This is a genomic window from Geobacillus sp. LEMMY01, from assembly GCF_002042905.1.
GTDB lineage: Bacteria > Bacillota > Bacilli > Bacillales > Anoxybacillaceae > Geobacillus > Geobacillus proteiniphilus.
Genome location: NZ_MVKA01000002.1, coordinates 122,964 through 148,282 on the forward strand (window position 1 = coordinate 122,964; position 25,319 = coordinate 148,282).

The 25,319-nt window shown below is 54.8% G+C and carries 24 protein-coding genes and 1 other annotated feature; all 24 genes read right to left on the bottom strand.

All coding sequences use genetic code 11. The annotated features are described in order from the left end of the window. Window positions 1–10: 10 nt before the first annotated feature. The 24 genes from ileS to B1A75_RS02345 all read right to left on the bottom strand — a co-directional run bounded on the left by ileS (window position 11) and on the right by B1A75_RS02345 (window position 25,319). Window positions 11–2,785: an isoleucine--tRNA ligase gene (ileS, locus tag B1A75_RS02225; RefSeq protein WP_079935671.1), complete on the bottom strand. Its 2,775-nt coding sequence runs from the start codon at window positions 2,783–2,785 to the stop codon at window positions 11–13. 41 nt (window positions 2,786–2,826) lie between these two features. Next, window positions 2,827–3,047, bottom strand: a binding site (T-box leader). A 97-nt stretch (window positions 3,048–3,144) separates the two neighbouring features. Continuing rightward, window positions 3,145–3,657, bottom strand: a complete 513-nt coding sequence (locus B1A75_RS02230) for a DivIVA domain-containing protein (protein ID WP_025949776.1) — start codon at window positions 3,655–3,657, stop codon at window positions 3,145–3,147. Window positions 3,658–3,734: 77 nt separating this feature from the next. Continuing rightward, entirely contained in the window at window positions 3,735–4,508 is a 774-nt protein-coding gene (locus B1A75_RS02235) for a YlmH family RNA-binding protein (protein ID WP_042380000.1), read from the bottom strand. 120 nt (window positions 4,509–4,628) lie between these two features. Beyond that, window positions 4,629–4,901, bottom strand: a complete 273-nt coding sequence (locus B1A75_RS02240; RefSeq protein WP_042380003.1) for a YggT family protein — start codon at window positions 4,899–4,901, stop codon at window positions 4,629–4,631. 3 nt (window positions 4,902–4,904) lie between these two features. Beyond that, entirely contained in the window at window positions 4,905–5,333 is a 429-nt protein-coding gene (locus B1A75_RS02245; protein WP_044731803.1) for a cell division protein SepF, read from the bottom strand. 13 nt (window positions 5,334–5,346) lie between these two features. Continuing rightward, window positions 5,347–6,021 carry a YggS family pyridoxal phosphate-dependent enzyme gene (locus B1A75_RS02250; RefSeq protein WP_074043655.1) on the bottom strand — a complete coding sequence of 225 codons (675 nt, stop codon included), beginning with the start codon at window positions 6,019–6,021 and terminating at the stop codon, window positions 5,347–5,349. Further along, entirely contained in the window at window positions 6,018–6,842 is an 825-nt protein-coding gene (gene pgeF / locus B1A75_RS02255; RefSeq protein WP_042380213.1) for a peptidoglycan editing factor PgeF, read from the bottom strand. The genes B1A75_RS02250 and pgeF overlap by 4 nt, the downstream gene beginning before the upstream one ends. A 136-nt stretch (window positions 6,843–6,978) precedes the next feature. Continuing rightward, entirely contained in the window at window positions 6,979–7,221 is a 243-nt protein-coding gene (locus tag B1A75_RS02260; protein ID WP_013145837.1) for a YlmC/YmxH family sporulation protein, read from the bottom strand. Between the two features lie 96 nt (window positions 7,222–7,317). After that, the gene (sigG, locus tag B1A75_RS02265; RefSeq protein WP_011230628.1) at window positions 7,318–8,097 is read right to left on the bottom strand and encodes an RNA polymerase sporulation sigma factor SigG; all 780 of its coding nucleotides are present in this window, start codon (window positions 8,095–8,097) and stop codon (window positions 7,318–7,320) included. Window positions 8,098–8,216: 119 nt separating this feature from the next. Then, a complete protein-coding gene (sigE, locus tag B1A75_RS02270) occupies window positions 8,217–8,936 on the bottom strand; it encodes an RNA polymerase sporulation sigma factor SigE (protein WP_025949771.1) in 720 nt (239 codons plus the stop codon). Between the two features lie 53 nt (window positions 8,937–8,989). Further along, window positions 8,990–9,904, bottom strand: a complete 915-nt coding sequence (spoIIGA, locus tag B1A75_RS02275) for a sigma-E processing peptidase SpoIIGA (protein WP_042380020.1) — start codon at window positions 9,902–9,904, stop codon at window positions 8,990–8,992. A 273-nt stretch (window positions 9,905–10,177) separates the two neighbouring features. After that, complete coding sequence (ftsZ, locus tag B1A75_RS02280) at window positions 10,178–11,311, bottom strand: cell division protein FtsZ (RefSeq protein WP_079935672.1); 1,134 nt, start codon at window positions 11,309–11,311, stop codon at window positions 10,178–10,180. A 27-nt stretch (window positions 11,312–11,338) separates the two neighbouring features. Beyond that, window positions 11,339–12,607, bottom strand: a complete 1,269-nt coding sequence (ftsA, locus tag B1A75_RS02285; RefSeq protein ID WP_042380216.1) for a cell division protein FtsA — start codon at window positions 12,605–12,607, stop codon at window positions 11,339–11,341. 196 nt (window positions 12,608–12,803) lie between these two features. Next, entirely contained in the window at window positions 12,804–13,166 is a 363-nt protein-coding gene (locus tag B1A75_RS02290) for a small basic family protein (RefSeq protein ID WP_042380027.1), read from the bottom strand. A 1-nt stretch (window position 13,167) separates the two neighbouring features. Further along, window positions 13,168–13,884, bottom strand: a complete 717-nt coding sequence (locus B1A75_RS02295; RefSeq protein WP_079935673.1) for a DUF881 domain-containing protein — start codon at window positions 13,882–13,884, stop codon at window positions 13,168–13,170. Window positions 13,885–13,912: 28 nt separating this feature from the next. Next, window positions 13,913–14,617: a DUF881 domain-containing protein gene (locus B1A75_RS02300; protein ID WP_042380033.1), complete on the bottom strand. Its 705-nt coding sequence runs from the start codon at window positions 14,615–14,617 to the stop codon at window positions 13,913–13,915. After that, on the bottom strand, window positions 14,598–15,383 hold the full coding sequence (divIB, locus tag B1A75_RS02305; protein ID WP_174435182.1) for a cell division protein DivIB: 786 nt from the start codon (window positions 15,381–15,383) through the stop codon (window positions 14,598–14,600). The genes B1A75_RS02300 and divIB overlap by 20 nt, the downstream gene beginning before the upstream one ends. Window positions 15,384–15,599: 216 nt before the next feature. Continuing rightward, window positions 15,600–16,700 (bottom strand): stage V sporulation protein E, encoded by a 1,101-nt coding sequence (spoVE, locus tag B1A75_RS02315; RefSeq protein ID WP_042380039.1) that lies wholly within the window; start codon window positions 16,698–16,700, stop codon window positions 15,600–15,602. A 53-nt stretch (window positions 16,701–16,753) separates the two neighbouring features. Next, window positions 16,754–18,109 carry a UDP-N-acetylmuramoyl-L-alanine--D-glutamate ligase gene (gene murD, locus B1A75_RS02320; RefSeq protein WP_042380041.1) on the bottom strand — a complete coding sequence of 452 codons (1,356 nt, stop codon included), beginning with the start codon at window positions 18,107–18,109 and terminating at the stop codon, window positions 16,754–16,756. After that, window positions 18,110–19,084, bottom strand: a complete 975-nt coding sequence (mraY, locus tag B1A75_RS02325) for a phospho-N-acetylmuramoyl-pentapeptide-transferase (RefSeq protein ID WP_042380044.1) — start codon at window positions 19,082–19,084, stop codon at window positions 18,110–18,112. It abuts the gene before it with no gap. Continuing rightward, window positions 19,069–19,524, bottom strand: coding sequence for a hypothetical protein (locus tag B1A75_RS02330; protein WP_042380048.1), 456 nt, complete (start codon window positions 19,522–19,524; stop codon window positions 19,069–19,071). Before B1A75_RS02330 ends, mraY begins: the two co-directional genes overlap by 16 nt. Then, window positions 19,521–20,990 (bottom strand): UDP-N-acetylmuramoyl-L-alanyl-D-glutamate--2,6-diaminopimelate ligase, encoded by a 1,470-nt coding sequence (locus B1A75_RS02335; RefSeq protein WP_042380050.1) that lies wholly within the window; start codon window positions 20,988–20,990, stop codon window positions 19,521–19,523. Before B1A75_RS02335 ends, B1A75_RS02330 begins: the two co-directional genes overlap by 4 nt. A gap of 112 nt (window positions 20,991–21,102) precedes the next feature. After that, complete coding sequence (locus B1A75_RS02340; protein WP_042380052.1) at window positions 21,103–23,037, bottom strand: stage V sporulation protein D; 1,935 nt, start codon at window positions 23,035–23,037, stop codon at window positions 21,103–21,105. Between the two features lie 71 nt (window positions 23,038–23,108). Then, window positions 23,109–25,319, bottom strand: a complete 2,211-nt coding sequence (locus tag B1A75_RS02345; protein ID WP_074043659.1) for a penicillin-binding protein — start codon at window positions 25,317–25,319, stop codon at window positions 23,109–23,111.

The following is a 25,319-nucleotide window of genomic DNA, read 5'->3' on the forward strand; positions in this document are numbered from 1 at the left end:
CCGCTTTTCGTTATGCGGAATAATGTTCGCCCACAATGTGCGCGCAGCGCGGGCAAAGCGTCGGATGCGACGGATCGGCGCCGACTTCTTTCGTCACCGTCCAGCACCGCTCGCACGTCTCGCCTTCCGCCGGGCGGACGATGACGGCCACGTGGTCGAGCCGCTCGGCTTCGGCCGGCGCGGCGTCATACGGTTCATCCGCAACGGAAAACGCCGAAACGATCAGGAGCTGGCGCAAATCTTCGTCAAGCGACGCCAATAGCTTCCGCGCCTCGTCTTTCGGGTAGACGATGACGCTGGCCGTCAGCGATTTGCCGATCACTTTTTCATTGCGCGCGTTCTCGAGCGCTTTTAAAATGTCATCGCGCACGTCCATAAACGCATCCCATTTCGCCAGCAGCGCTTCTTCGCCGTCGATCGCGATCGGCTCCGGCATATCGGTGAGCTGGACGCTTTCGACGTTTTCTCTTCGATTCGGGATATGCTCCCACACTTCATCGGCGGTATGCGGCAAAATCGGCGCGATGAGCTTCGCCAACGCGACGACCGTTTCATACAGCACCGTCTGCACGGCGCGGCGGGCGCGGGAGTCAGCCGCTTCGATGTACAAAATGTCTTTCGCCATATCCAAGTAAAACGCGCTCAGCTCGACGGTGCAGAAATGGTTCATCTCATGGTAAACCGCGGCGAAATCATAGCTGTCGTACGCTTTTTTCACCTTGATGACAAGCTTGTTCAATTTCGCCAACATATAGCGGTCGACTTCGCCAAGCTCCCCAATCGGCACGGCGTTTTTGTTCGGGTCAAAATCGAACAAGTTGCCGAGCATAAACCGGAACGTGTTGCGGATTTTCCGGTACACTTCCGACACTTGTTTTAAAATATGGTCGGAGATGCGCACGTCCGCTTGATAGTCGACCGAAGCGACCCAAAGGCGCAAAATGTCGGCGCCGAACTGTTCCATCACTTTCGCCGGCACGACGACGTTGCCGAGCGACTTGCTCATTTTCCGCCCTTCGCCGTCCAAGACAAAGCCGTGGCTCAACACGCCTTTATACGGCGCTTTGCCGGTGACGGCAACGGCGGTGGACAGCGATGAGTTGAACCAGCCGCGATATTGGTCGGACCCTTCCAAGTACAAATCAGCCGGACGCACGAGATCGTCGCGTTCGACCAACACGGCTTGGTGCGACGAACCGGAGTCAAACCAAACGTCCATAATGTCCGTTTCTTTCGTAAAGATGCCGTTCGGGCTCGACGGATGGGTGAATCCTTCCGGCAGCAAGTCTTTCGCCTCGCGCTCAAACCAGACGTTCGACCCGTATTGGCGGAACAAGTTTGACACATGCTCGATCGTCTCATCGGTGATGATCGGTTCGCCGTTTTCGCCGTAAAAGACCGGAATCGGCACGCCCCAGGCGCGCTGTCGGGAAATGCACCAGTCGCCGCGGTCGCGCACCATGTTATGGATGCGGATTTCCCCCCACTCCGGAATCCATTTCGTTTCTTTGATGGCATCAAGCAACTGGCCGCGGATTTTATCGATCGACGCAAACCATTGCGTCGTCGCCCGGAAAATCGTCGGCTGCTTTGTCCGCCAGTCGTGCGGATACGAGTGGGTGATAAATCCGAGTTTCAACAAGGCGCCCACTTCCTCAAGCTTCTGTGTAATCGCCTTGTTGGCGTCTTCGTAAAACATCCCCTCAAATCCAGGCGCTTCGCTTGTCATATAGCCGCGTTCATCAACTGGGCAAAGGACCGGAAGCCCGTATTTTTGCCCGACGAGAAAGTCGTCTTCCCCGTGGCCCGGCGCCGTATGGACGCAGCCGGTGCCGGCATCGGTCGTGACGTGTTCGCCGCAGACGACAAGCGAGTCGCGCTCATAAAACGGATGTTTCGCCACCACATACTCGAGCGCTGTTCCTTTGATCGTTTTCACAATCGACCATGCGTCCCAGCCGACTTCGTTCGCCACCGACTCGACAAGGGCAGCGGCGACGACGTATTTTTGCCCGTTTGTTTCCACGACATGGTAGTCCAACTCCGGATGGACGGCGATCGCCAAATTCGCCGGAATCGTCCACGGCGTCGTCGTCCAAATGACGATTCGCTCATCGCCCTCAAGCACGCCTTTGCCGTCTTTCACCGGGAAGGCGACATAAATCGACGGCGAACGCTTGTCTTTATATTCGATTTCCGCTTCGGCGAGCGCCGATTCGCTTGACGGCGACCAATAGACCGGCTTCAACCCTTTGTAGATGAGCCCTTTTTTCGCCATTTCGCCAAACACTTTAATTTGCTGGGCTTCGTACTCCGGTTTGAGCGTAATGTACGGGTTGTCCCAGTCGCCGCGCACGCCGAGCCGCTTGAACTGCCGGCGTTGGTTGTCGATTTGTTCATACGCGTATTGCTCGCACAGCTTGCGGAACTCGGCGACGCTCATCGATTTGCGGTCGACGCCTTGCTTGGCAAGGGCCGTTTCGATCGGCAGGCCGTGCGTATCCCAGCCCGGCACGTACGGCGCGCAATAGCCGCTCATTGATTTGTAGCGGACGATGATATCTTTTAAAATTTTGTTCAGCGCATGCCCCATATGAATGTCGCCGTTGGCATACGGCGGGCCGTCATGCAGAACAAACAGCGGCCGTCCTTTCGTCCGCTCCTGCACTTTCCGGTAAATGTCCATTTCCTCCCATTTTTTTTGCATTTCCGGCTCCCGCTTCGGCAAATTGCCGCGCATCGGAAACTCGGTCTTCGGCATGAGCAGCGTTTCTTTGTAATCCATCTTTGCTCCCTCCTCTTCAAATAAAAAACCGTTCTCCCCCGGCAAGGGACGAGAACGGTCTCGCGGTACCACCCTTCTTGGCCATGCAAACGACGCACAGCCCACTTTTCATTCGTAACGGGAATGACGCGCCATGGCCTACTTGATGTTCGGCATGGAACTCCAGGGTGATGTTCACTCTTGCGCCGATGCCAGGCTTCCACCGCCCCTGGCTCGCTGCGACCGGTCGTACAAGAGCTACTGTCCCTTTCATCGTCGATGGCTATTTCGCTATTCATCCTGAAAAAAGCCAACCGCCTCCCACGGCGGCTGGTGCGGCGATTTTTGCCAATTATTATAACCGAAACGGCTTCGGTTCGTCAAGGCTGAGACAGCGGTTCTTTCGCCCCTTCTTCCAAATCCGGCGTCTCATACTCCATCAACTCGTCCCAATCGCGGCTGTTGATCATATCAAGCTGCGCCTCGACAAGCATGCGGAAACGGGCGCGGAACACTTTCGACTGCCGCTTCAGCTCCTCGATCTCGAGGGCGATTTTCCGCGATTTCGCCAATGCATCGCTGATGATGCGCTCGGCGTTTTTTTCCGCCTCTTTAATGATCAGCTTCGCCTCTTTTTGCGCATTCCGCTTCACTTCTTCCGCTGCTTCTTGAGCAACAAGAATCGACTTATTGAGCGTCTCTTCAATGTTCGCAAAGTAGTTCAGCTTTTCCGTCAGTTCCGCCACTTTTTCTTCCAGTTGCTTTTTTTCACGGATGAGCATTTCATAGTCTTTAATGACTTGATCGAGAAACTCGTTTACTTCGTCTTCATCATACCCGCGAAAGCCGCGGCTGAATTCCTTATTGTGAATATCTAATGGCGTCAACGGCACAACGGCCACCTCCGTCTCCATCATTCCTTTGCTTCACTTCATTCGACACGGTTTGCCGATTTCCTGCCGTCATTTGCTTATTTTTGTCGGCCGATCCGGACGAGCCAGCGCTCTTTTTTCGTCGGCCCTTCCACCGAAAACAGCTTGCAGCGGCCAAAGCCCCGCGCCGACAGCACATCACCCGGTCCACAGAGAAAATCAGGCTTGTCCACCACCTTCCAGTTGACTTTGACAAGCCCGCTTTCAACAAGCGCACGCGCTTTCTCGCGCGCAAGGCGAAACGCCTGAGCGAGCACAGCATCGAGCCTTAGAGAAGAAACCGTGACCGTTCCTTCCTCCCACGTTTCGGCAAGCGGCATGGCAGCCGACAACGGAAGCGGCTCAAGCGCAACCGGAGCTTTGCCGATCATTTCGACATGCAGGCGGACGTAGTCGGCGACTTCAGCGGCGGCGAAAAATTGAATCTCTTCATCTTGAACGAGAATATCGCCAAACTTGCCGCGCCGCAAGCCAAGCGACATCAGCGCCCCCAACACGTCGCGATGTTCAAGGGAAACGAATTTCGCCGGATAGCGGACGGCAAACAGTACAATGCCATAATCCTCTTCCTCAGGGTCGATATACGGCGGGGCGAGAAACACCCGCTTCCGCTCGACAAACGGGGCGCCGCCGAAAAAGAACGCGCGCACATCTTCCGCGCCGCCGACGATGCTTTGCACGATTTGCTGCTCACGCGGATCAAGAAAATCGGTCAGCTTCGGAGCGTACTGACGGCTCACCATCTCCTTCCACTCGAGCACTTGATCAATGAACGGATGTTCCTCTTTGCGAAAATGCTGATACAGCTCCACTTGACGTCACCTTGCTTTCATGGAAGAAAGGAACCCACAACGGATTCCTCCCTGCGAGTTCCGCCCATTGGCTTCTTGCCGTCCGACCATAGCGAACGCCGCCGGCGCACAAAACGGCAGCTAAAACTGCGACGCAAGAATGTCAAACAGGGCGTGAAGCCCTCTTGTCGCAAATTCAAGAACGATAAAAGCGACGATCGGGGAGACGTCAATGACGCCAAGCGGCGGAATGACGCGCCGAAACGGCTCCAAATACGGCTCGCAAATGGCGGCAAGCATTTGTCCGAACCGCGTTTCACGCGCATTGGGAAACCACGACATTAAAATATAAATGATCAGCGCATACGAGTACACTTGAATCAATGTCGTCAAAAACGTGAGTACATAATCCAACGGCTACCACCTCTTCATCGGTCTGTCATCCTCGCCGTCGAGCGAAATCGAGCCGCTGACGTCGACGTTTTCCGGGGTGCATAAAAAAATTTTCGTGCCGACTTGCTGAATGTCGCCGCCAATGGCGTACACCGTGCCGCTTAAAAAGTCGACGATCCGCTTCGCCTGCTCATGCTGGATGCGCTGCAAGTTGACGATGACCGCGCGCCGGCTTTTCAAATGGTCGGCGATCTCCTGCGCCTCCGCATACACCCGCGGCTCAGCAAGCACGACTTTCGCCGATTTTTGCACGCTTTGCAAGCTGACGACGTTCGCCTTGCCTGCCGTCTTCGGCGGCGCCTCCTCTTCCGGCTGCGGCGCTTCATATTCTTCTTCATAGTCTTCGTAATCTTCTTCTAAAAAATAATCGCGAAATTTTTTCATCAACCCCATCCGGTTTCACCTCCTACAATGATCCGACAAGCGCGCTGCCGATGCGCACAAACGTCGCTCCTTCCTCGATGGCGATCGTGTAGTCGTTTGACATGCCCATTGACAGTTCGGTGCATGGCGCATGGGCCATTCCCAACGCCTGAACGCGTTCCTTCAGCATCCGCAATTGGCGAAAGCAAGCGCGCAATATCGCTTCGTCGTCGGTGTGCGGCGCCATCGTCATCAATCCGACGACTTCGATGCGCGAAAAGGCGCGAAGTTGTTCAATAAACGGAATCGTTTCTTCGGGGGCGAGCCCGTGTTTGGTCGCCTCTCCTGAGACGTTCACCTGCACAAAACATTTCGCCGGCCTCGCCGCCCGCTTTTCAATTTCTTTCGCGAGCGACAAGCGGTCGAGCGAATGAATGTAATCGACTTTATCAATAATGTCTTTGACTTTGCGCGACTGAAGCGTCCCAATGAAATGCCACGTCGCTTGATTTCCGATCCGTTCATGCTTTTCAATCAATTGGTCAGAGCGGTTTTCGCCGAGATCGGCAATGCCGGCGTCAAGCACCTCGAGCGCCCGCTTTGCATCCACATATTTGGTGACCGCCACGATGCGCACGCCGGCCGGATCGCGGCCGACGCGAGCGCAGGCCGCCTCGATTTCTCGGCGAATGGCCGCCAAGTTGTCGCGCACCGTCATGTCGTTTCCTCCCTTCGGCCAATGAACGCCAACATCCTTCCGGTCGTTCCGCGGTCGCGGCGGTGGGAAAAAAACAACGCTTCCTCACAGCTTGTACAGCGTTCCGACACATAAATATGGCTGTTCGGAACGCCAGCCGCGAGCAACTGAAGCCGGTTGGCTTCCTTTAAGTCGAGCGCATATTGCCCTGGGCTCGTTTCCCGCCATGGCAACGGGCTTTCCGGAGGAAGCGTCGGGCGCAAACTGTCCACGACCCGGTCGTCAACCGTATAACAGCACGGACCGATGGCAGGTCCGATGGCAACATAGATGTCGCTCGGCGCGATGTGTTCGCGCGTTTGCCAAAGCCGCACCATGTGACCAGCGATGCCGCCGGCCGTTCCCCGCCATCCGGCATGAGCAAGGCCGACTAACCCAGCAGATGGCGCCACAAAATAAATGGGCACACAATCGGCAAAACAAAGCGCGAGCAACACCTCCGCTTCGTCTGTATACAACCCGTCGACTCCCGGAACCGCTGTGGCGAAGTCTTGCGCTCCATTCCCCCGTTCGTTTTTGGTCACTTTCCGAATGTCGGCACCGTGCACTTGCTCGCAACCCACCCATCGCTCAAGCGGGAATGCAAGCCATTCCGCCAAGCGCCGGCGGTTGTTGACGACATCCGTGCGATCATCGCCGACATGCAGTCCCATATTCAGCGAGGCGAACGGCCCTTTGCTCTCCCCGCCATGTTTCGTCGTCAATCCAGCGACGGCTCCAGCAAACGGAGGCGCCCCGCAGCGGAGCCAGCCGCGGGCTTCTTGTTGAAAAATGTCCGGCATTCGCGTCAACCTCACGCTGCTTTTTGTAGTTTTTTATCACTTTTTTTCCTATTTTATCATAGTTTGTTTGTCCATGATAACCTTTATTTGCGATTTTGTCGAAACATTGCTGTCAACCCTAGGCCATCCTCTGGATTCAATCCGTATCATGAAGGCGGACTAAAATAACATCGGCTCCGATTTTGACGATGTTCTGCCATGGAATGACGACCGCCTCTTCGCGGCCGAACAGCCCGAGCATCTTTCCGGCGCCTAAAATAATGAGCGAGCGGATTTTTCCAGTATCTAAATCAATATCAATGTCCCCAATATTGCCAAGCTTTTTCCCATTGGCTACATTGACGACATCTTTCGTCTGAAATTCGGAAATTCTCATCACGATTTCTTCCCCCGCCTTTCCTCTCCCTCTTTTTCATCTATATGACGCCGAATGGGCAGTTATGTGCCAAAGAAAAAGGCTGCAACCTGCAGCCTGTCACACTTGGATGTTTTTATTCATTTGCCGGATCGCCGCTTTTTCGAGCCTAGACACTTGCGCTTGGGAAATGCCGATTTCCTCGGCCACTTCCATTTGCGTCTTTCCTTGGAAAAAACGTTTGCGGATGATCATTTTTTCCCGCTCATTCAACCGCCGAAGCCCTTCCTTCAGGGCGATTTCTTCGATCCATTGGCTGTCGCGGTTGCGCTCATCACTCAGCTGGTCCATCACGTAAATCGGGTCGCCGCCGTCGTTGTAAATCGGCTCAAACAACGAAACAGGATCTTGAATGGCATCGAGGGCAAAAACCACTTCCTCATGGGCGACGCCGAGTTCTTTGGCAATTTCCTCGGTTGACGGTTCTTTCGCCGTCTCGCTCATGAGCCGCTCTCGCACTTGCAACGCTTTGTAGGCGATGTCGCGCAGCGAGCGCGAAACGCGGATCGGGTTGTTGTCGCGCAAATAGCGGCGGATTTCGCCGATGATCATCGGCACGGCGTAAGTGGAAAACTTCACGTTTTGATTGAGGTCAAAATTATCAATCGATTTCATAAGTCCGATGCAGCCGACTTGAAACAAATCATCGACAAATTCGCCTCGGTTGTTGAAGCGCTGAATGACACTCAACACGAGGCGCAAGTTGCCGTTTACTAATTTCTCTCTCGCCTCCAAATCCCCCTCATGCATCCGTCGAAACAGTTCACGCATTTCCTCATTTTTGAGGACGGGAAGCTTCGAAGTGTCTACGCCGCAAATCTCAACTTTGTTCCTCGTCAAGTTGTTCCCTCCCATCAGGAGATGCTAAGTCGTCAGTTTTCAGTATCTCCTTGGAAGGGAAAAATATGCACAGCCTGTCCGACGCGGAAAAAGCGGCGGAATTTCGCTCCCGCCGCCCGCTACATCATTTTATTGAATTCTTTGCGCAACCGTTTAATGATCCGCTTCTCGAGCCGCGATATGTACGATTGCGAAATGCCGAGCAAATCAGCGACGTCTTTTTGCGTCTTTTCTTCGCCGCCGGAAAGACCAAAACGCAATTCCATAATTTGCTTCTCGCGGTCACTCAGCTGGCGCAAGGCGTTTAAGAGCAAGCGCCGGTCGACATCCGCTTCCAAATCTTTCGTAATCACGTCGTCTTCCGTGCCCAACACGTCGGAAAGCAACAGCTCGTTGCCATCCCAGTCGATATTGAGCGGTTCATCAAACGACACTTCCGCCCGCACTTTGTTGTTGCGGCGCAAATACATTAAAATTTCGTTTTCAATGCAGCGCGACGCGTATGTCGCCAGCTTGATCTTCTTCTCCGGGTTGAACGTGTTGACCGCCTTAATGAGGCCGATCGTTCCAATGCTGATCAAATCTTCAATGTGAATGCCGGTGTTTTCAAACTTGCGCGCAATGTAGACGACAAGACGCAAATTGCGTTCGATCAAAAGCGATCTCGCCGTGTCATCGCCGGCGGCGAGCCTGGCGATCAGCTGCTCCTCTTCTTCTTTTGTCAGCGGCGGCGGGAGCGCTTCGCTGCCTCCGATATAATAAATTTCATCCGCCTTCAAGCCGAGCTTGGCCAAAAGCTTATACAGCCAGTACATGAAGCGAAGTTTCCACTTTTTCATGAAAATCCCCCTTCTAAACGGATCAAAAGCGAGTATGATATACTAAACAAAACCTACGAAGCGGTCAGCTTTCTTCCCGCCTGCACCATTTTCGGATGGACGATGCAGTCGTACTCCCCATCCGTCGACAGCGGATCAGCGCTTAGCGCCACAAGCCCTTGCGCTACTTCCAACCATTCGTTTTCATACCGAAGCATAATGCGGTCTGGCTTGACCGCCGCCATCATTTGCGGACCGCTGCCGACCGCGCGGTACGGAATGAGACGGAGGAGATGGACCCACCGCTCCGGCGGGGAAGCAAGCATCATGTGAGCGCTGAGGCAACCCAATAGCTCTTCAGGAAGCACGGCCTTCGCTTTTTCCTGTTCGACTACCATCACCGGCGTTTTTGTCAACGGATCGACGAGCTGGTTGCCGCTGTCAATCAAGCCGCGCAGCATAAGCGGCCGCCCGTCCCATACGATCTTGACCTCAATGATATGTTCAAACCGCAGTTTTTTTTCGCGAATCGCCTCCACCCTTCGGCGGGAAAAAAACCATAAAACCGGAAACCCGATGACAACAAACATCCAGCTGACCGGATCGCCCGCCCCGGGATGATGCATGAGAAGCATGCCTTGGCGTACGGACAGTTGGTGCGCGAAAAAATAATGAACCGCCAGCATGCCGCCGCCGACGGCGAACGTGGCAAAGTAAAACGCCAGCATATTCTCAAGCAAATAGCGCGGGCGCTTAAAGCCGAAGGCGGCCCACACGATCAACACTGAAACGGCTACTTTTATCAACGGGTGCTGGGCGATGGCGGAAAATGGGGTAAACAGCAATATGACAAGCAACGAACCGATCAACGCCCCGGCCAACAGGCGCCACCAGACGATCGGCCGCTTGAGCATGAGCGCCGTCAGCCAAAGAAGCAACGCGTCAAAACAGACGTTCAACAGCCAAATGACATCGAGATAGACGACCAACCGTCAAGCCCCTCCCCCGCCCACATCGGCTTTGTCTGAAACAAGTATATAGCATCTCTTCGCGGAAAGTCTGTCAATCGGTGGCGGTGAAAAAGGGGATGTTTTGTCAAAACAGGGGGAACCACGGCGGATCAAATCGGCCGGCACGAAAGCCTAGCCTGCCTTCTCTTTTTCGCCCTTGCGCTGCGAGAGAGCGGGAGGCCAACGCGAGAGATTTTTTGGTCCTAATATGAAAAGCGGGCATGAACGTTTTGTTCATGCCCGTTTCGCCATCTAGCGGCGGCGGTTGCGGTTGCGCAAGAAAGCGGGAATGTCAAGCGGGTCTTCTGCTTGCCCCGAGCGGAGCGCTGCATAGTCTTGTATCGGCTCTTCGCGCTTTTCCCGCTTTGGAGCCGGCGCCGCTTTCGGCACAGTGCCGATGCCAATGCGCGGCGGCCGCGGCTGCGAAGCGACGTTTTCGTTGAATCCGGTCGCAATGACCGTCACAATGATCTCGTCCTTTAAGTTCTCATTAATAACGGAGCCGAAGATCATGTTCACTTCTTGGTCGGCCGCCGAAGCGACGATGTCGGCAGCCTCCTGCACTTCGTACAAACTTAAGTTCATGCCGCCGGTGATGTTCATCAGCACCCCTTGAGCGCCGTCAATGGATGTTTCCAACAGCGGGCTGGAAATGGCTTTTTTTGCTGCCTCAGCCGCTCGGTTTTCGCCGCTGGCGATGCCAATACCCATCAATGCCGAACCTTTATTCGACATGATCGTCTTCACATCAGCGAAGTCAAGGTTGATCAACCCCGGCACGGCGATCAAATCGGAAATGCCTTGCACCCCTTGGCGCAGCACATTGTCCGCTTCACGGAACGCCTCAAGCATCGGCGTATTTTTGTCGACAATCTCAAGCAACCGGTCGTTCGGAATGACAATGAGCGTATCGACCGCCTCTTTCATGGCGGCGATACCGCTTGCGGCCTGCGTCGCCCGCTTCCGCCCCTCAAACGTAAACGGGCGCGTAACAACGCCGACCGTAAGCGCCCCTAATTCGCGCGCAATTTGGGCGATGACCGGCGCAGCGCCAGTTCCCGTGCCACCGCCCATGCCAGCGGTGACAAACACCATATCGGCGCCGCGAAGCGCTTCTTCAATTTGCTCTTTGCTCTCCTCAGCTGCTTTTTTTCCAACTTCCGGGTTTGCCCCCGCGCCCAAGCCGCGGGTCAGCTTCGCCCCGATTTGCAGCTTGATCGGCGCCTTCGACAAGTTGAGCGCCTGTGCATCCGTATTGACCGCAATAAACTCCACACCTTGCACCCCATACTCAATCATCCGATTGACAGCGTTGTTGCCGCCGCCCCCGACTCCAATCACCTTGATCGTTGCCAACTGATCGACTGTTGTCTCAAACTCCAACATGGCCAAATCCTCCTAAAATTTCAATCTCTATTCAAAGAAAGAACCGAAAAATTTCTTGACTTTCTTCCCAAAATGGTCTTCTTTCTTTTTAGGTTTCGGCTGCTGTTTTTGCGAGGGGCGCTCGACCGGCTCCACCGCAGCGGCAGCCGGGACCGTTTTCCCTTGCAGCTGCGCCTGCCGGTAGGCGAACTTGAGCAAGCCAACGCCGATCGTATACTGCGGGTCACGCACTCCGATATAATCCGGCATGGCAATGCGGACGCTCGTCCCTAAAACGACGTGGGCCAGCTCAAGCAACCCTGGCATATTGGCGACGCCGCCGGTCAGCACATAGCCGCCGGGAAGATCGCGAAACCCGAGACGGCGCACTTCCTGCTGAACCATTTGCAAAATTTCTTCCAGCCTCGCCTCAATAATATCGGCGATCTCCAGCTGGCTGAACTGCTGGTGTTGATCGGTGCCCATAATCGGCACGCTGAACACTTCTTCCTCCGAAGCGTAGTCGTAAAACGCATGTCCGTGCTTCAGTTTGATTTTTTCGGCATCGTCCGTTGTCGTCCGCAATCCAATGGCCAAGTCTTTCGTAATGTGCTCCCCGCCGACCGGCAGCGAAGAGACAGCTTGCAACGCCCCTTGCTCGAAGACAGCGATCGTTGTCGAGCCGCCTCCTAGGTCAACGAGCGCCGCCCCTAGATGCCGCTCGTCATCGGACAGCACGAGCGAACCGGCCGCCAGCGGCTGAAGACAAATGTCGCTGATTTCCAAGCCTGCCCGCTCCACACAGCGAAGGAGATTATGTAATACCGTCTTCGCACCGGTCACCATAGTGCCTTCCATTTCCAAGCGGACGCCAAGCATGCCGCGCGGATCATGAATGCCGTCCAATCCGTCGACGATGAACTGGCGCGGAACGACGCCGATGATTTCCCGATCGGGAGGAATGGAGACGACTTGCGCGGCATCGATGACGCGGGCGACATCTTCATCGCTGATTTCCCGGTTTTCGCTCGCGACGGCGACGATGCCGTGGCAGTCATGGAGCTGAATATGGCTGCCGGCCACCCCGACGATCACGCGGCGGATCGATAAGCCGACCATCCGCTCCGCTTGCTCGACGGCCCGTCTGATCGACTGCACCGTTTTATCTATATCAACAATCGCCCCTTTTTTGAGCCCTTCCGCTTTGACATTGCCCACCCCGATAATGTTGATGGAGCTGCCTAGCATTTCCCCGATGATGACTTTCACGCTCGATGTTCCGACATCCAGGCTAACGACGATCTCATTGCTGCTCATTTTTTGGCATCTGCCTACTAAAAACGCGCCGGTGCCGGCCGGCGTTTCAGTAAGCAGCGACACCTCCTTTTTTGGCTGAAATTTCCCATCTCTTTGTCTATTTGGTCTATGTCTAGTTTGCGAGTTTCGCAACAACACTATATTTTGTTTTACCCCATATAATTCAACACGCGAAAAGACTTTCCCTGTCTTTCGCCTAACTTTTTTCGCGATTTTGCCGCCGCTTGGCCCACTCGGCAAGCCAAAGGCGGCGGATGATGGCGATGTTTTGAAACAAGCGGACGCCGAAGGCGAACACAGCCGCTAAATACAAGTCTACACCAAGATGCACCCCAAGAAAAGTTAAAGTTGCGGCCAGAACAATGTTGAAAAAAAACCCGGTTATAAATACGGTTTCGTCGTACGTCCGCTGCAGGTGGGCGCGCCATCCTCCTATTAATGTATCAAAGGCGGCTAAAATGGCAATCGACAAATAATTGGAATATTCATCGGGAACTTCCCAGCCGGCGAGAACGCCGATGGCAAACCCAAGAAGCAATCCAAAAAGCGGGAGCCACATGCTATTTCTCCTCCTTGCCGCCGTTCGCTGTCTCCATGTATTTCACATCAGGGCGGCTAGCCGCGGGCGGAATGACAACGAGCGGTTGAGGCTTGGATATTGACAGCTCCAAGTTTTCCACGGCGAAATCATCGCGAATCGGCGAAACGGCGAGCCCACTGTATAGCTTGTCCGCATCATCGGCGATTGCTCTCACTTCGACTGGCAACCTCATTGAGCGGCTCCCGACTTTCGTTGCACCATTGACCTCGCGAATGGCCGTCCGATTCGTCAGCCGCTCACCGTCGATGGCGATTTCTTCCGCCCCGTATTTGTTCAACTCATTCACTAACCGTTGCAATAGCTCAGGCGATACGGTAGCAACGGCCGGACCGACGTAGCCGGCCGACGAAAGCGGAGCGATCGTCAACACGAGACCGCTTCCTCTCACTTCTGTCAGCCCGGCTTCTTCCCTCAGCTCCGCGACCGTCGCCTCAAGCTCCGTGGCGCCGCCCGCCTCGTATTCCTGCCGGTAGCGGCGCAATATTTCCTCGTAACTCTCTAGCTCCTCAAGCAGCCGCTGTTCAAGCTTCTGCTCTTTCGTCAAATCGGCGCGCAGCTCCCAAATGTCGCGCGTGTCGCGCCCTTCCGGGGATAGCGTCGTCCGCAGTCCGACGGCCAGCATCACGCCGAATATGGCAGCTACGCCGGCAAAATAGAATTGACTTCTCCGTTCCAATGCGCTTCACCGCCCTTTCCCGCCCGTTTTACGGCTGGGGCGCAAACACCGGATCCAACACGATAGCTCCTTGCTTTTCCACTTTTACGTCGATATGGTCTTCGACAAGTTCGTCGACGATGCCGCCGGGAAGCTCTAGAGCGGACATGAGCACGTCCGGATTGCCAATGGCCGAAATGACAAACGGGGCGGCATGCTGCGTCCCATCGACCTCAATGACTGGGCCGTTGCAGACGATATATGAACGGTGGGAAATGCGCTGTCCATTAATGGCGACCGCTTCGGCGCCGGAAATGAGCAGCTCGTGAACAACTTTCCATACGTGCTGTTCATGAACGATATAATCGGTAGCGCTCGCTTCAGAGGGGATATAAGAGGAATCGGAAAGGGTGACTGCTACACCTTTCCCTTTCACCCTCGCTTTTCCAACATGCATGCGCAGCTGTTCCGCTTCTTTTGCCAATCCGGCCTCGTTCGCCTGCTCCTCAGCCAGCTTCTTCTCCCATGCGGCCAGCTCCTCCTGCTTTTTGACAAGCTGCTGCTTGAGCGACCGGTTTTCTTTTTGCAAAGCAAGAAGCGCCGAGCGATATTCGTACTCTTTTTTCCACTCGCTGTCGCTCCATTCGCGGCGAGATGCTTCGTTTTTCGCATGTTGGTACGAAAACCCGAGCATGGCGCCGAAGATCAAGCAGATCAACGTCAGCAGGAGGCGGCTACGGGCTTGTCGTTTCATCGCCATCCTCCTTTTTCGGGGGGTTGTAAGGAACAAAATAGTTGCCGACTTCCAAATGAATGACTCCTTTGACGTTTCGGTCAAGCGCGGCGGCAATCGCCGGATAATGCGACAGCTTGTCCGCAAATTGCCGGATTGTCGCGCTTACTTCATAACCGTCATTCATGTAGACGATGACGCGGTCTTCATATTCCCTAGTCGGCTTGTAGTGAATTTCCGACATGGCGCCCAGCACCGCCGCTGGCAGTTCGGCGAGCTGCCCCGTCATTTCAGCAATGGCGTCGCCGTCTTTCCAGCCGACTAACACTGGCGCATCGCTCGGAGCCGTCTTCGTCCCTTCCTGCTTTAACAGCCGCCCATTTTCTAGCAGCGGAAAAAACGTTTGCCGGTCATACACATAAGCGATTCGCCGCCATTCGCGGACGTGGATGGCGATCGTGTTCGGCAGCTGTTTTTCCACTGTGGCCTCCTTAATTTCTGGATGGCGAGTGAGCTTTGCTTCCACGTTTTGTTCATTCACTTTCCAAAAGCTTGTCCGCTTTGTAATGCCGCTTAAACTGATGATGCGCTCCGCTGAGAGATGGCGGTTGCCGCTCACTTCCACATGCCTTACCGCACTGAGCGGCGATTGAAAGTAAAGGACGCACAAGATAAACAGAAAAAAGAAGAACAAGTACGCAATGAGCCGGCGGTTCGCTTTCTGGCGTCGCCGCTCCTTCAGTTTCGGCACGCGGTCCTCCAGGACGACGACTTTTCCTTTTTCCATCGCATTCCCCGCTTTCTTCTTCAACGCCCGCGCTGAAACGATCGGTATAAAAACAAACGGCATCCACTGCCGTTTCTTTGTTTTTTGCACTTGTTTTCATTATATCACAAATAGAATGCAAGAGAGAGCCTGTTTTTATCGCATTTGCCGGCACCGTTCGACGATGGGCTGCGTTCGAGAGACGCCAAGAAAAAATGGCGGACATCCGCCGCTTGCCTAATAGCGGGCATGCCTGCTGATGTTAAGCAGCACGCCGATGGCCATAAGCATCAATGTCAGCGACGATCCGCCGTAGCTTAAAAACGGGAGGGTGATGCCGGTGACGGGCATCAATCCCGTCACAACGCCGATATTGATCATCACTTGAATGGCGATCATCGAAATAATGCCAAGCGCCAAAAAGCTTCCGTACAAGTCAGGGGCGCCAAGGGCGATGCGCACGCCGCGCCAAAGAAGAAGGGCAAAGAGCAGGAGGACGAGCGAACCGCCGATAAAGCCGAGCTCCTCAGCTAAAATGGCGAAAATAAAGTCGGTTTGCGGCTCCGGCAAGTAAAAAAACTTTTGTCGGCTCTGCCCGAGCCCAAGGCCGAACAAGCCGCCCGGCCCAATGGCGTACAGCGACTGGATGATTTGAAATCCGCTTCCGAGCGGATCTTCCCACGGGTTTAAAAACGATGTAATCCGCTTGATTCGATATGGAGCCGACAGGATCAGGGCGGCAAGCCCAGCGAGCCCCAATACGCCAAGCCCGGCAAAATGGCTGAGACGGGCGCCGGCGACGAAAATCATCGTCACGCACGTACCGACCATGACGGTGCCCGTCCCTAAGTCCGGCTGCAGCATAATCATGCCGAACGCAGCAAACACAAGCGCCAGCGCCGGCAACAACCCTTGTTTAAACGACGTAATTTTTTTTTGGTTTTCCGATAAATATTTGGCCAAAAAAGCGATCATGGCCAGCTTCATAAACTCGGACGGCTGGATCGAAAACGCCCCGACGCCGATCCAGCTGCGTGACCCGTTGCGAACCATGCCGATGCCGGGGATGAGCACAAGAACGAGCAACACAAAACAGACGCCAAGCAGCACTTTCGACCAGTCGCGCCACACCCAATAATCGATATTCATGACAAAAAACATAGCGATAATGCCGACACCCGCAAACAATAGTTGGCGCTTGGCGAAGAAAAACGAATCATTGAATTTGTATTCCGCCCAAATGGCGCTCGCGCTGTACACCATAATGAGTCCGATGGCCAAGAGCGAAAACGTCAAAATAATGAGCAAAAAATCCGGCGCAGACTTTTTCCGCGGCAATGCCCAACACCTCTATTTTCGTAAACTAGAGGGAAAGGGCTGTCCCTTTCCCTCTATTTCAACTTATGCACGGCGTTGATAAAAATGTCCCCTCTCTCCTCGAAAGTTTTGTATTGATCCCAGCTGGCGCATGCTGGAGAGAGCAAAATGACGTCGCCCGGCTCGGAAAGCTCGAAAGCAACCGGGACGGCTTTTTCCACATTATCGACATATCGGATCGTTTCTATTCCCGCTTTTTGGGCGATGCGGCCGATTTTGTCCGCCGTCTGGCCGAACAGCACGACCGCCTTCACCTGTTGCAAATACGGGAGGAGATCATCAAACTCATTGCCGCGGTCAAGCCCGCCGGCCAACAAAATGACCGGCTCGCCGGCAAACGCCGAAAGCGCCTTTTGCGTCGCTAAGATGTTCGTCGCCTTCGAATCGTTGTAAAACCGCCGGCCGTCAATTTCCGCCACATACTGAAGCCGATGTTTCACGCCGGAAAACGTCGCCAGCACTTGGCGGATCGCCTCATCACTGGCGCCGGCCAGCTTGGCGGCCGCCACCGCCGCTAAAATGTTTTCCAAATTGTGCTGGCCAGGAAGAACGATGTCAGCGATTCTCATAACTAGATCACCGCTCCAATAGATGGCGCCGTCTTGAACGTACGCCCCTTCGCCGAGAGGCTTCGTCGCCGAAAACAGCACTTTTTGCGATCGAACCGATGAGGCAATGTCCATCACGAGCGGATCGTCGGCATTGACGACGGCATAATCGCGCTCCGTTTGGTTGCGGAAAATGTTCGCCTTTGCCGCTGCATACGCCTCTTTCGTTCCGTGGTAGTCCAAGTGGGCGTCGAAAATATTGAGCAAAACAGCAATGGCCGGGCGAAACTTGTCAATGCCGGCAAGCTGGAACGAAGACAGTTCCGTGACAAGCCATTGCCCCATCTTCGCTTCCCTCGCCACCTCGCAGGCGACAAGGCCGATGTTGCCGGCAAGCAGCGGATCTTGGCCGTCCGCTTTTAACATTTCATAAATGAGCGTCGTCGTCGTCGTTTTTCCGTTGGACCCGGTGATGCCGATAAACGGCCCTTCGGAAATGTGATAAGCAAGCTCCACTTCGGTCACGACCGGAAGCCCCTTCTCAAGCGCCTTTTTCACCATCGGGTTCGTGTACGGAATGCCCGGGTTTTTCACGACAAGGTCAAACGGCTCATCAAGCAGTTCAAGCGGATGGCCGCCGCAAACGACGCGAATGCCGAGCGGTTCAAGCTGCTTGGCCTCCATGTTTTCCGAAAGCGGCTTTTGATCATTGACGACGACCCTAGCGCCTAACTCCGCAAGAAGCCGAGCTGCCGCCGCTCCGCTTTTCGCCAATCCAATGACAAGCACACGACGATGTTGGTAAAAACGAGTCGGTTTCAATTACATCCACACCTCGATATAAATTCCTAGCATCGCAAATAAAAGGCCGACGGCCCAAAACGTCACAACGATCCGCCATTCCGACCAGCCGACAAGCTCATAATGATGATGAAGCGGACTCATGCGGAACACGCGCCGTCCTGTCGTTTTGAACGAAGCCACTTGAATGATGACCGACAGCGTCTCGATGACAAACACACCGCCGATGATGACAAGCAACAGCTCAAGCTTCGTCAGGACAGCGACAGCGGCGATCGCCCCGCCAAGCGCGAGCGAGCCGGTGTCGCCCATAAACACTTTCGCCGGGTGGGCGTTAAACACTAAAAAGCCAAGCACGGCGCCAACAACGGCGACGCAAAATACGGCGACATCGTACTGGCCTTGATTCCAAGCCAAGACGGCATAAGCGCCAAAGGCGATCGCTGCCGTTCCAGCAAGCAGCCCGTCAAGACCGTCGGTCAAGTTGACGGCGTTCGAGCCGCCGACAAGCATGAACAACAAGAGCACGCCGTACGCCCAACCGAGGTCGACCGACCAATCGGCGCCGGGAATATGTAACGCCGTCGAAAAGCCGCTTTGGCGGTAGACGGCAAAAAAGATGGCTGCGATAAGGAGCTGGCCGATAAATTTTTGCCGGCTTGTCAAGCCGAGATTTCGCTTCATCACGACTTTGATCATATCGTCGAGGAAGCCGAGCACCCCATAGCCGACGGTGACCAACAGCAGCAAATACGTCCTCGTCGACAAGTCGGCGATTTTCGGCGTGATCCATAAGGTCGTCGCCACAATCGCCAACAAAATCATGATGCCGCCCATCGTCGGCGTGCCTGATTTTTTTTGATGCGACTTCGGTCCTTCCTCGCGGATGCTTTGTCCGAATTTCAGCCGCCGCAAAAACGGGATGAACAGCGGGGACAACATGACGGTGATCAAAAAGGAAACCACCATCGCAATCACGATCACTCGTTCTGGCATGCATCATCACATCCTTTGGCCGGCCGGGCATCCATCCACCGATTCTTCAATTCGATGAGCCGGCGGCGCACGGCCGCATCAGCAAGGGAGCTGCCTTCGGGGAGCGCGAAGAAAAACTGCGCGTCCCCCTCGCCGCCTTGCTCTAAATACCGCTCAAGCAATGCCGCTGCCGCCTCGAGCGGCGACGGAACGAAAAAGATCGGAAATTGATTTGGAATGTAGCGCGGCAACGGCTCGCCCAGACGCCAAAATGAAGCGATCGCTCCGTGTTCAATCGCCGTTTTCAATGTTTCCGCCCCGTTTTCGAGCGGAACGAACAACCCTTTTTTCACTTGTTTGGCTGGGTTGACGAACACGGCGTGAAAGCGGATCGTTTCATCAACAATGCCGCGCACCTCCACCGCAATCGATTGCACCATCCTGTATGCGATCATCGTCATCCTCTCTCCTTCACCGCTCTCCGGGCGACGGCGCGATCATCAAAGTCGATCACGTCATCGCCGATGATTTGATACGTTTCATGCCCTTTGCCGGCAATCAACACAACATCGCCTTCCTGCGCCTGGCCAATGGCGTAGCGGATCGCCTCTTCACGGTCAGGAATCGTCACATGCATCCCTATCTCAGTTCTTACTCCCGCTTCCATGTCGCACAAAATTTGCTTCGGATCTTCCGAACGCGGATTGTCGGAGGTAAAAACGGCGACATCCGCATACCGCACCGCCACCTGCGCCATGAGCGGCCGTTTCGACCGGTCGCGGTCGCCGCCGCAGCCGATGACGACATACACGTTTCGCTTCGCCAATTGGCGCACCGTTTTTAAGGCGTTTTCTAAACTGTCCGGCGTGTGGGCGTAATCGACGATGATCGTAAAGTTTTGCCCTTCATCGACCGTTTCAAACCGCCCCGGCACCGGCTCGACATCCGCAAGCGCCGCGGCGATCATTTCAAGCGAAAAGCCAGAGGCAAGACAGGCCGCGACAGCAGCGAGAATGTTATAGACATTGAACGAGCCGACAAGTTTCGTTTCGACCGCCGCCGACCCGTGCGGCGTGCAAAGCCGAAACGCCATGCCGCCTGCGGTCATGCGGATCTGTTCCGCCATCACATCGCTTTTTTCCTTCATGCCGTATGTGACGATCGGCGCGGCCGTCATATGTTTATAATATTGCGAAACCGGATCGTCATGATTGAGAACGGCGAATTTCGGCCGCCGTTTGTCGTAGCGGTTGCCGAGCTGGGCAAACAAAAGCCCTTTGGCGTTCCGGTATTCTTCCATTGTCCCGTGATAATCCAAATGGTCTTGCGTTAAGTTCGTAAAGACGGCCACATCGTAATCGCAGCCATGCACCCGACCTTGGTGCAGCGCATGCGACGACACTTCCATGGCGACAAACTCCACTCCTTCATCGACCATCTGTTTAAACGTGCGCTGCAAAATGAGCGACTCCGGCGTCGTATTGGCCGCCGGATAGGAGCGGTCGCCGACCTTGATGTGAACCGTGCCAATGAGCCCTGTTTTCTTGCCGGCTTTTCTCGCGATTTGTTCAATGATCGACGTTGTCGTCGTCTTGCCGTTTGTGCCCGTTACTCCGATTAAATGAAGGCGGTGGGTCGGTTGCCCGTAAAACGCGTCCGCTAAAATCGCCATCGCCCGCCGGCTGTCCGGCACGAGAACGACTGGAACATCGACGGAAAGCGGACGCTCGGCCACGACTGCCGCCGCTCCGCGCGCCACCGCTTCCTCGGCAAAGTCGTGTCCGTCTACTGTAAACCCTTTAAGGCAAAAAAAGAGAGAACCGGGGGCAACGCGGCGCGAGTCCATTTCGAGCGCCACGATATCGGGATTGCCTCCATCGTGCACCCAAAAACCGGGCAAGTGTGACAGCAGCGTCAGCAGTTTCATGTTCGTTCATCCCTTTCGCTTCGAAATCGTCCGCTCCGTTAGGCAGACAGCGGAAAAAGGGGCACAACCAACCCGATGTGTCATCGCATCGGTCGCCCCTTGCACGTTCGTCTTACCGTTCTTCCGCCGCTTCGCGTTTCGCCAAATAAATGCGGACCGTTGAGCCTTCTTTCACTTTCGCCCCTGGCTTCGGGGATTGTTCAACAACGACATCTCCCTCGCCACTAACATCTAATTTTAAGTCAAAAAGCTGCTCTTGCAAATCATTTTTTGTCAATCCGATCAAGTTCGGCACCTCAATCACTTTCGGCTCATTCCAGTCACGCTCTTTCGCAAGCTGGTCTTGGCGCGGTTTCACGCCCATAATCCGCAAGCTGTCTTCCATAATTTTCCCAACGATCGGCGCAGCGACCGTGCCGCCGAACTGAACCGTTCCTTTCGGGTTGTCGACGGCGACGTACACGACAAGCTTCGGATCATCCGCCGGAGCGAAGCCGATGAACGAAACGATATGGTTGTTTTGCAAATAGCGGCCGCCTTGCGCCTTTTGCGCCGTTCCCGTTTTTCCGCCGACACGGTACCCTTCGACATACGCCTTTTTCCCTGTTCCTTGAGCGACGACGCTCTCAAGTGCGTAGCGGACTTGTTTCGATGTTTCCTCGGAAATGACGCGCCGTTTCGCCTTTGGCGTGTTGCGGCGGACGATCTCTCCTGTTTCCGGGTCGACCCACTGCTTGGCAATGTACGGAGTATACAAAATGCCGCCATTGATTGCCGCCGACACGGCAGCGACTTGCTGGATCGGCGTCACCGACACCCCTTGGCCAAACGCCGTCGTTGCCAGTTCCACCGGCCCGACCCGTTTCAAATCAAACAAAATGCCTGTTCCTTCGCCTTGCAAGTCGATGCCCGTTTTCTCACCAAAACCGAATTGCTTAATGTAACGAAACAACGTCTCCTTTCCAAGCCGCTCGCCAAGTTCGACAAACCCCGGGTTGCACGAGTTTTGCACGACTTCCAAAAACGTCTGATCGCCGTGGCCGCCTTTTTTCCAGCAGCGAAGCGTAGCGCCGGCTACTTTGGCGTAGCCCGGGTCAAAGAAATGGTCTTTCAGCAAATTCACCTTATGTTCCTCAAGCGCCGCGGCCAGCGTAATGATTTTAAACGTCGATCCCGGTTCGTACGTGCTCCAAATCGGCAAGTTGCGGTTGTAAATTTCCGGAGGAACGCTCCGGTAATCCGCTGGATTGAACGTCGGCCGGCTCGCCATCGCCAAAATTTCACCCGTGTTCGGGTCCATGGCGATAGCGATGATGCCGTCCGGATTGTATTTCGCCTCTGCGATGTCAAGTTCGCGCTCAATGATCGTCTGAATGCGCGAATCGATCGTCAACACCAAATTCAAGCCGTCAGTCGGCGGCGTATAGTCATCAGCTATATCGGGCATGCGCCGCCCTTTCGCATCGGAATAAAACTGCACGGAGCCGCGCTCGCCCCTCAGTTCCTTGTCATAATACAGCTCCAACCCGGTGAGCCCTTGGTTGTCAATGCCGGTGAAGCCGAGCACGTGCGACAAATAGCTGCCAAACGGATAGTAGCGCTTCGTATCTTCAGCGATATACACCCCATCCAAGTTGAGGGCGCGCACATTCACCGCTTTTTCATCGGAAATTTTCCGCCCTTCTTTCAGGCGGACGATCGACGTTTTTTGCGTGATTTGTTTATAGATGGATTCGACCGAACCGCCCAACACCCCGGCCAGCTTTTTCGCCGCCTCTGCCGGGTTTTTGACTTGCCGCGGAATGACATACACCGTCGGCGCGCTCATGTTCGTCGCCAGCGGGACGCCGTTGCGGTCCAAAATTTCGCCTCGCTTCGGCTCAAACGGAATGTTCCGGCCCCATAGCCCTTTCGCCCGTTCCGCTAACATATCGCCGAGCCAAAATTGGACGTAGCCGAGACGGAGATCGATAATGGCAAAGATCAAAATCCCGATCAAAAACACGATCGTCAACCGCTTGCGCACGGTAACGTACGATACGCGCATATGGCGGAACCTCCTTCATGGTGGGCTCGTTCCACTATATGCTTGTACGCCCCGTTATAGAACGGCAAAAATCATTCGTGCGGCTCGGCTTCTTTCCGCTCGGCCGCCTCTTTCTTCTTCTCCGCCGCCGCTTTCTCCCATTGGCGCGGCGGAGCCAATTCAACGATTAAATAATCGCCTTTGCGCACCTCCGCTCCCGGACGAATGTTTTGGCTGACGACATAGCCGCTCCCTTTCGTGCTCGGCCGCAAGCCGAGAACGTTGGCCACTTTCATAGCGTCGCGCAGCGAGAAGCCGCGCAAATCTGGCATCGTTGCCGCCCCGTCCGTTTTCAACACGACCCGTTCGCCCAAAAGAACGTGATCGCCGCCTTGCGGAAGCTGCTGCTCAACATACTTGCCGCGGCCGATCACGACCGGCACATATCCTTTTTCCTTCAGCTGCTCTGCTGCCGAAGCCGCCGGCTGGCCGATCCATGAATCAAGCGCCTGCGGTTCCGCAGTCTTTGCTTTCATTCGTTTTTCCCCGTTCGGTTCAATATGCAAATATTGCAAACTGCTTTTCATCACCGTCGTAAAAATTTGCGACACCGGCGCCGCTCCGGTTTCGGTCACATCGAGGTGCGGCTGTTGGACAGCGACATACATGAGAAGCTTCGGATCATCCGTCGGCGCCATGCCTAAAAACGAAAAAATGTAGTTTTCCCGTCCGGTCAAATAGCCCCCGGAAGCCGACGGAATTTGCGCCGTCCCCGTTTTGCCGGCGACGCGGTAGCCGTTGATTTGGTACGGACGGCCGGTGCCGTGCTCGGACGTGACGACCGTCTCTAAAATGGCGCGCACTTTGCGCGCGGTTTCCGCCGTAATCGGCTCGCCGACCACGGTCGGCTCATGATCGAGCACGACTTTGCCGCTGTCTGGGTCGACGACTTTCTCGATGACATACGGCTTCATCATTTTCCCATCGTTGGCGATCGCCGTCGCCGCTTGGATTTGCTGGATCGGCGTCACCGATGTCCCTTGGCCGAATCCGGTCGTAATCCGTTCAATCGGATAACGGTAGCGGATTTGCCCGACCGCTTCGTTCGGCAAATCGATGTCCGTTTTCCGGTCGAAATGGAAACGGTGCAAATATTGCAAAAACCGATCTTCGCCAAGCTTTTCTTTCACTAAAATCGAAAAGGCGACGTTTGAGGAGCGTTGCACCCCTTCATTAAACGTGATCGTCCCCCAGCCGACATCGTTATGGTCGCGAATCGTATTCGGCCCCACTTTGTAGGAACCAGAGCGATACGTTTCGTTGCCGTTATACACCCCTTCATTGATGGCCGCCGCGAGCGTGAACACTTTCATCGTCGATCCCGGCTCATACGGATAGGAAATAGCGTCATTTAAAAAGTTCGTAATATCGCGCTTGTTTGGGTCGAAGCTCGGACGCGTCGCCATCGCCAAAATCTTCCCTGTTTTTGGATCGGCGACGATGGCGATCATTTTTTTCGGCTTGTATTGCTTCTCGACACTGTTCATCGCATCTTCCAAAAATGATTGAATCTTTCCGTCAATCGTCAGATAGACGTTTGCCCCATTGTCCGGCTTAACAATGCGCTCCTTTCCCCCCGGAAGGCGGAAGCCGTTTATGTCGCCGGCAAACGACACATAGCCGTCTTCTTCGCGCAAATACCGGTCAAGCTCTTTTTCCACTCCCATTTTGCCGACCGTTTCGTTGGCTGCATCTTTTTGCGCATAGCCGATGACGTGCGACGCAAACATGCCGTTCGGATAAAACCGGCTCGTGTCGCGGATGAAGGCGATGCCTGGCAAATGGAGCGCTTCGATTTTTCGCTTCAGCTCAAAACTGATGTTGCGGCCGTAGGAACCGAACTCGACTTGCTTCGCTTTTTTGGTCAAAATGCGTTCCATCGCCTCGACGTCCATGCCAAGCAACGGGGCGAGTTGTTCCGCTGTTTTTTTCGGATCGACCACATGGCGCGGATGATCCGGATCGGTTGTCATCTTCGGATCCAAAATGGCCACAACCGTATAGGATGGCACATCTTCAGCCAAAATGGAGCCGTTGCGGTCGAAAATCGTTCCGCGCTTCGCCTCGATCGTTCGCGTTTGTTGATGCTGCCGCTCCGCGATCACAGCCAGTGTTTGGCCGTCCGCTTTGCCGGTCCATCCAAGCTGCACAAAGCGGACGAACAACAGAGAAAAGAGGAAGCCGAACAGGCAAAACAGGATGAACGCTCCCTGATGGGTGTTGCGATGCTTTCTTGCCTCCAT

Excerpts from the sequence above, each read along its gene's own strand:
- ileS (WP_079935671.1), bottom strand. The coding sequence starts at position 2,785 with ATGGATTACAAAGAAACGCTGCTCATGCCGAAGACCGAGTTTCCGATG.
- B1A75_RS02245 (WP_044731803.1), bottom strand. The coding sequence starts at position 5,333 with ATGGGGTTGATGAAAAAATTTCGCGATTATTTTTTAGAAGAAGATTAC.
- B1A75_RS02250 (WP_074043655.1), bottom strand. The coding sequence starts at position 6,021 with ATGACGGTGCGCGACAACTTGGCGGCCATTCGCCGAGAAATCGAGGCG.
- pgeF (WP_042380213.1), bottom strand. The coding sequence starts at position 6,842 with ATGCCGGACATTTTTCAACAAGAAGCCCGCGGCTGGCTCCGCTGCGGG.
- sigE (WP_025949771.1), bottom strand. The coding sequence starts at position 8,936 with ATGAAAAAGTGGAAACTTCGCTTCATGTACTGGCTGTATAAGCTTTTG.
- ftsZ (WP_079935672.1), bottom strand. The coding sequence starts at position 11,311 with ATGTTGGAGTTTGAGACAACAGTCGATCAGTTGGCAACGATCAAGGTG.
- ftsA (WP_042380216.1), bottom strand. The coding sequence starts at position 12,607 with ATGAGCAGCAATGAGATCGTCGTTAGCCTGGATGTCGGAACATCGAGC.
- B1A75_RS02290 (WP_042380027.1), bottom strand. The coding sequence starts at position 13,166 with ATGTGGCTCCCGCTTTTTGGATTGCTTCTTGGGTTTGCCATCGGCGTT.
- B1A75_RS02300 (WP_042380033.1), bottom strand. The coding sequence starts at position 14,617 with ATGAAACGACAAGCCCGTAGCCGCCTCCTGCTGACGTTGATCTGCTTG.
- divIB (WP_174435182.1), bottom strand. The coding sequence starts at position 15,383 with ATGGAAAAAGGAAAAGTCGTCGTCCTGGAGGACCGCGTGCCGAAACTG.
- mraY (WP_042380044.1), bottom strand. The coding sequence starts at position 19,084 with ATGCCAGAACGAGTGATCGTGATTGCGATGGTGGTTTCCTTTTTGATC.
- B1A75_RS02330 (WP_042380048.1), bottom strand. The coding sequence starts at position 19,524 with ATGACGATGATCGCATACAGGATGGTGCAATCGATTGCGGTGGAGGTG.
- B1A75_RS02335 (WP_042380050.1), bottom strand. The coding sequence starts at position 20,990 with ATGAAACTGCTGACGCTGCTGTCACACTTGCCCGGTTTTTGGGTGCAC.
- B1A75_RS02340 (WP_042380052.1), bottom strand. The coding sequence starts at position 23,037 with ATGCGCGTATCGTACGTTACCGTGCGCAAGCGGTTGACGATCGTGTTT.
- B1A75_RS02345 (WP_074043659.1), bottom strand. The coding sequence starts at position 25,319 with ATGGAGGCAAGAAAGCATCGCAACACCCATCAGGGAGCGTTCATCCTG.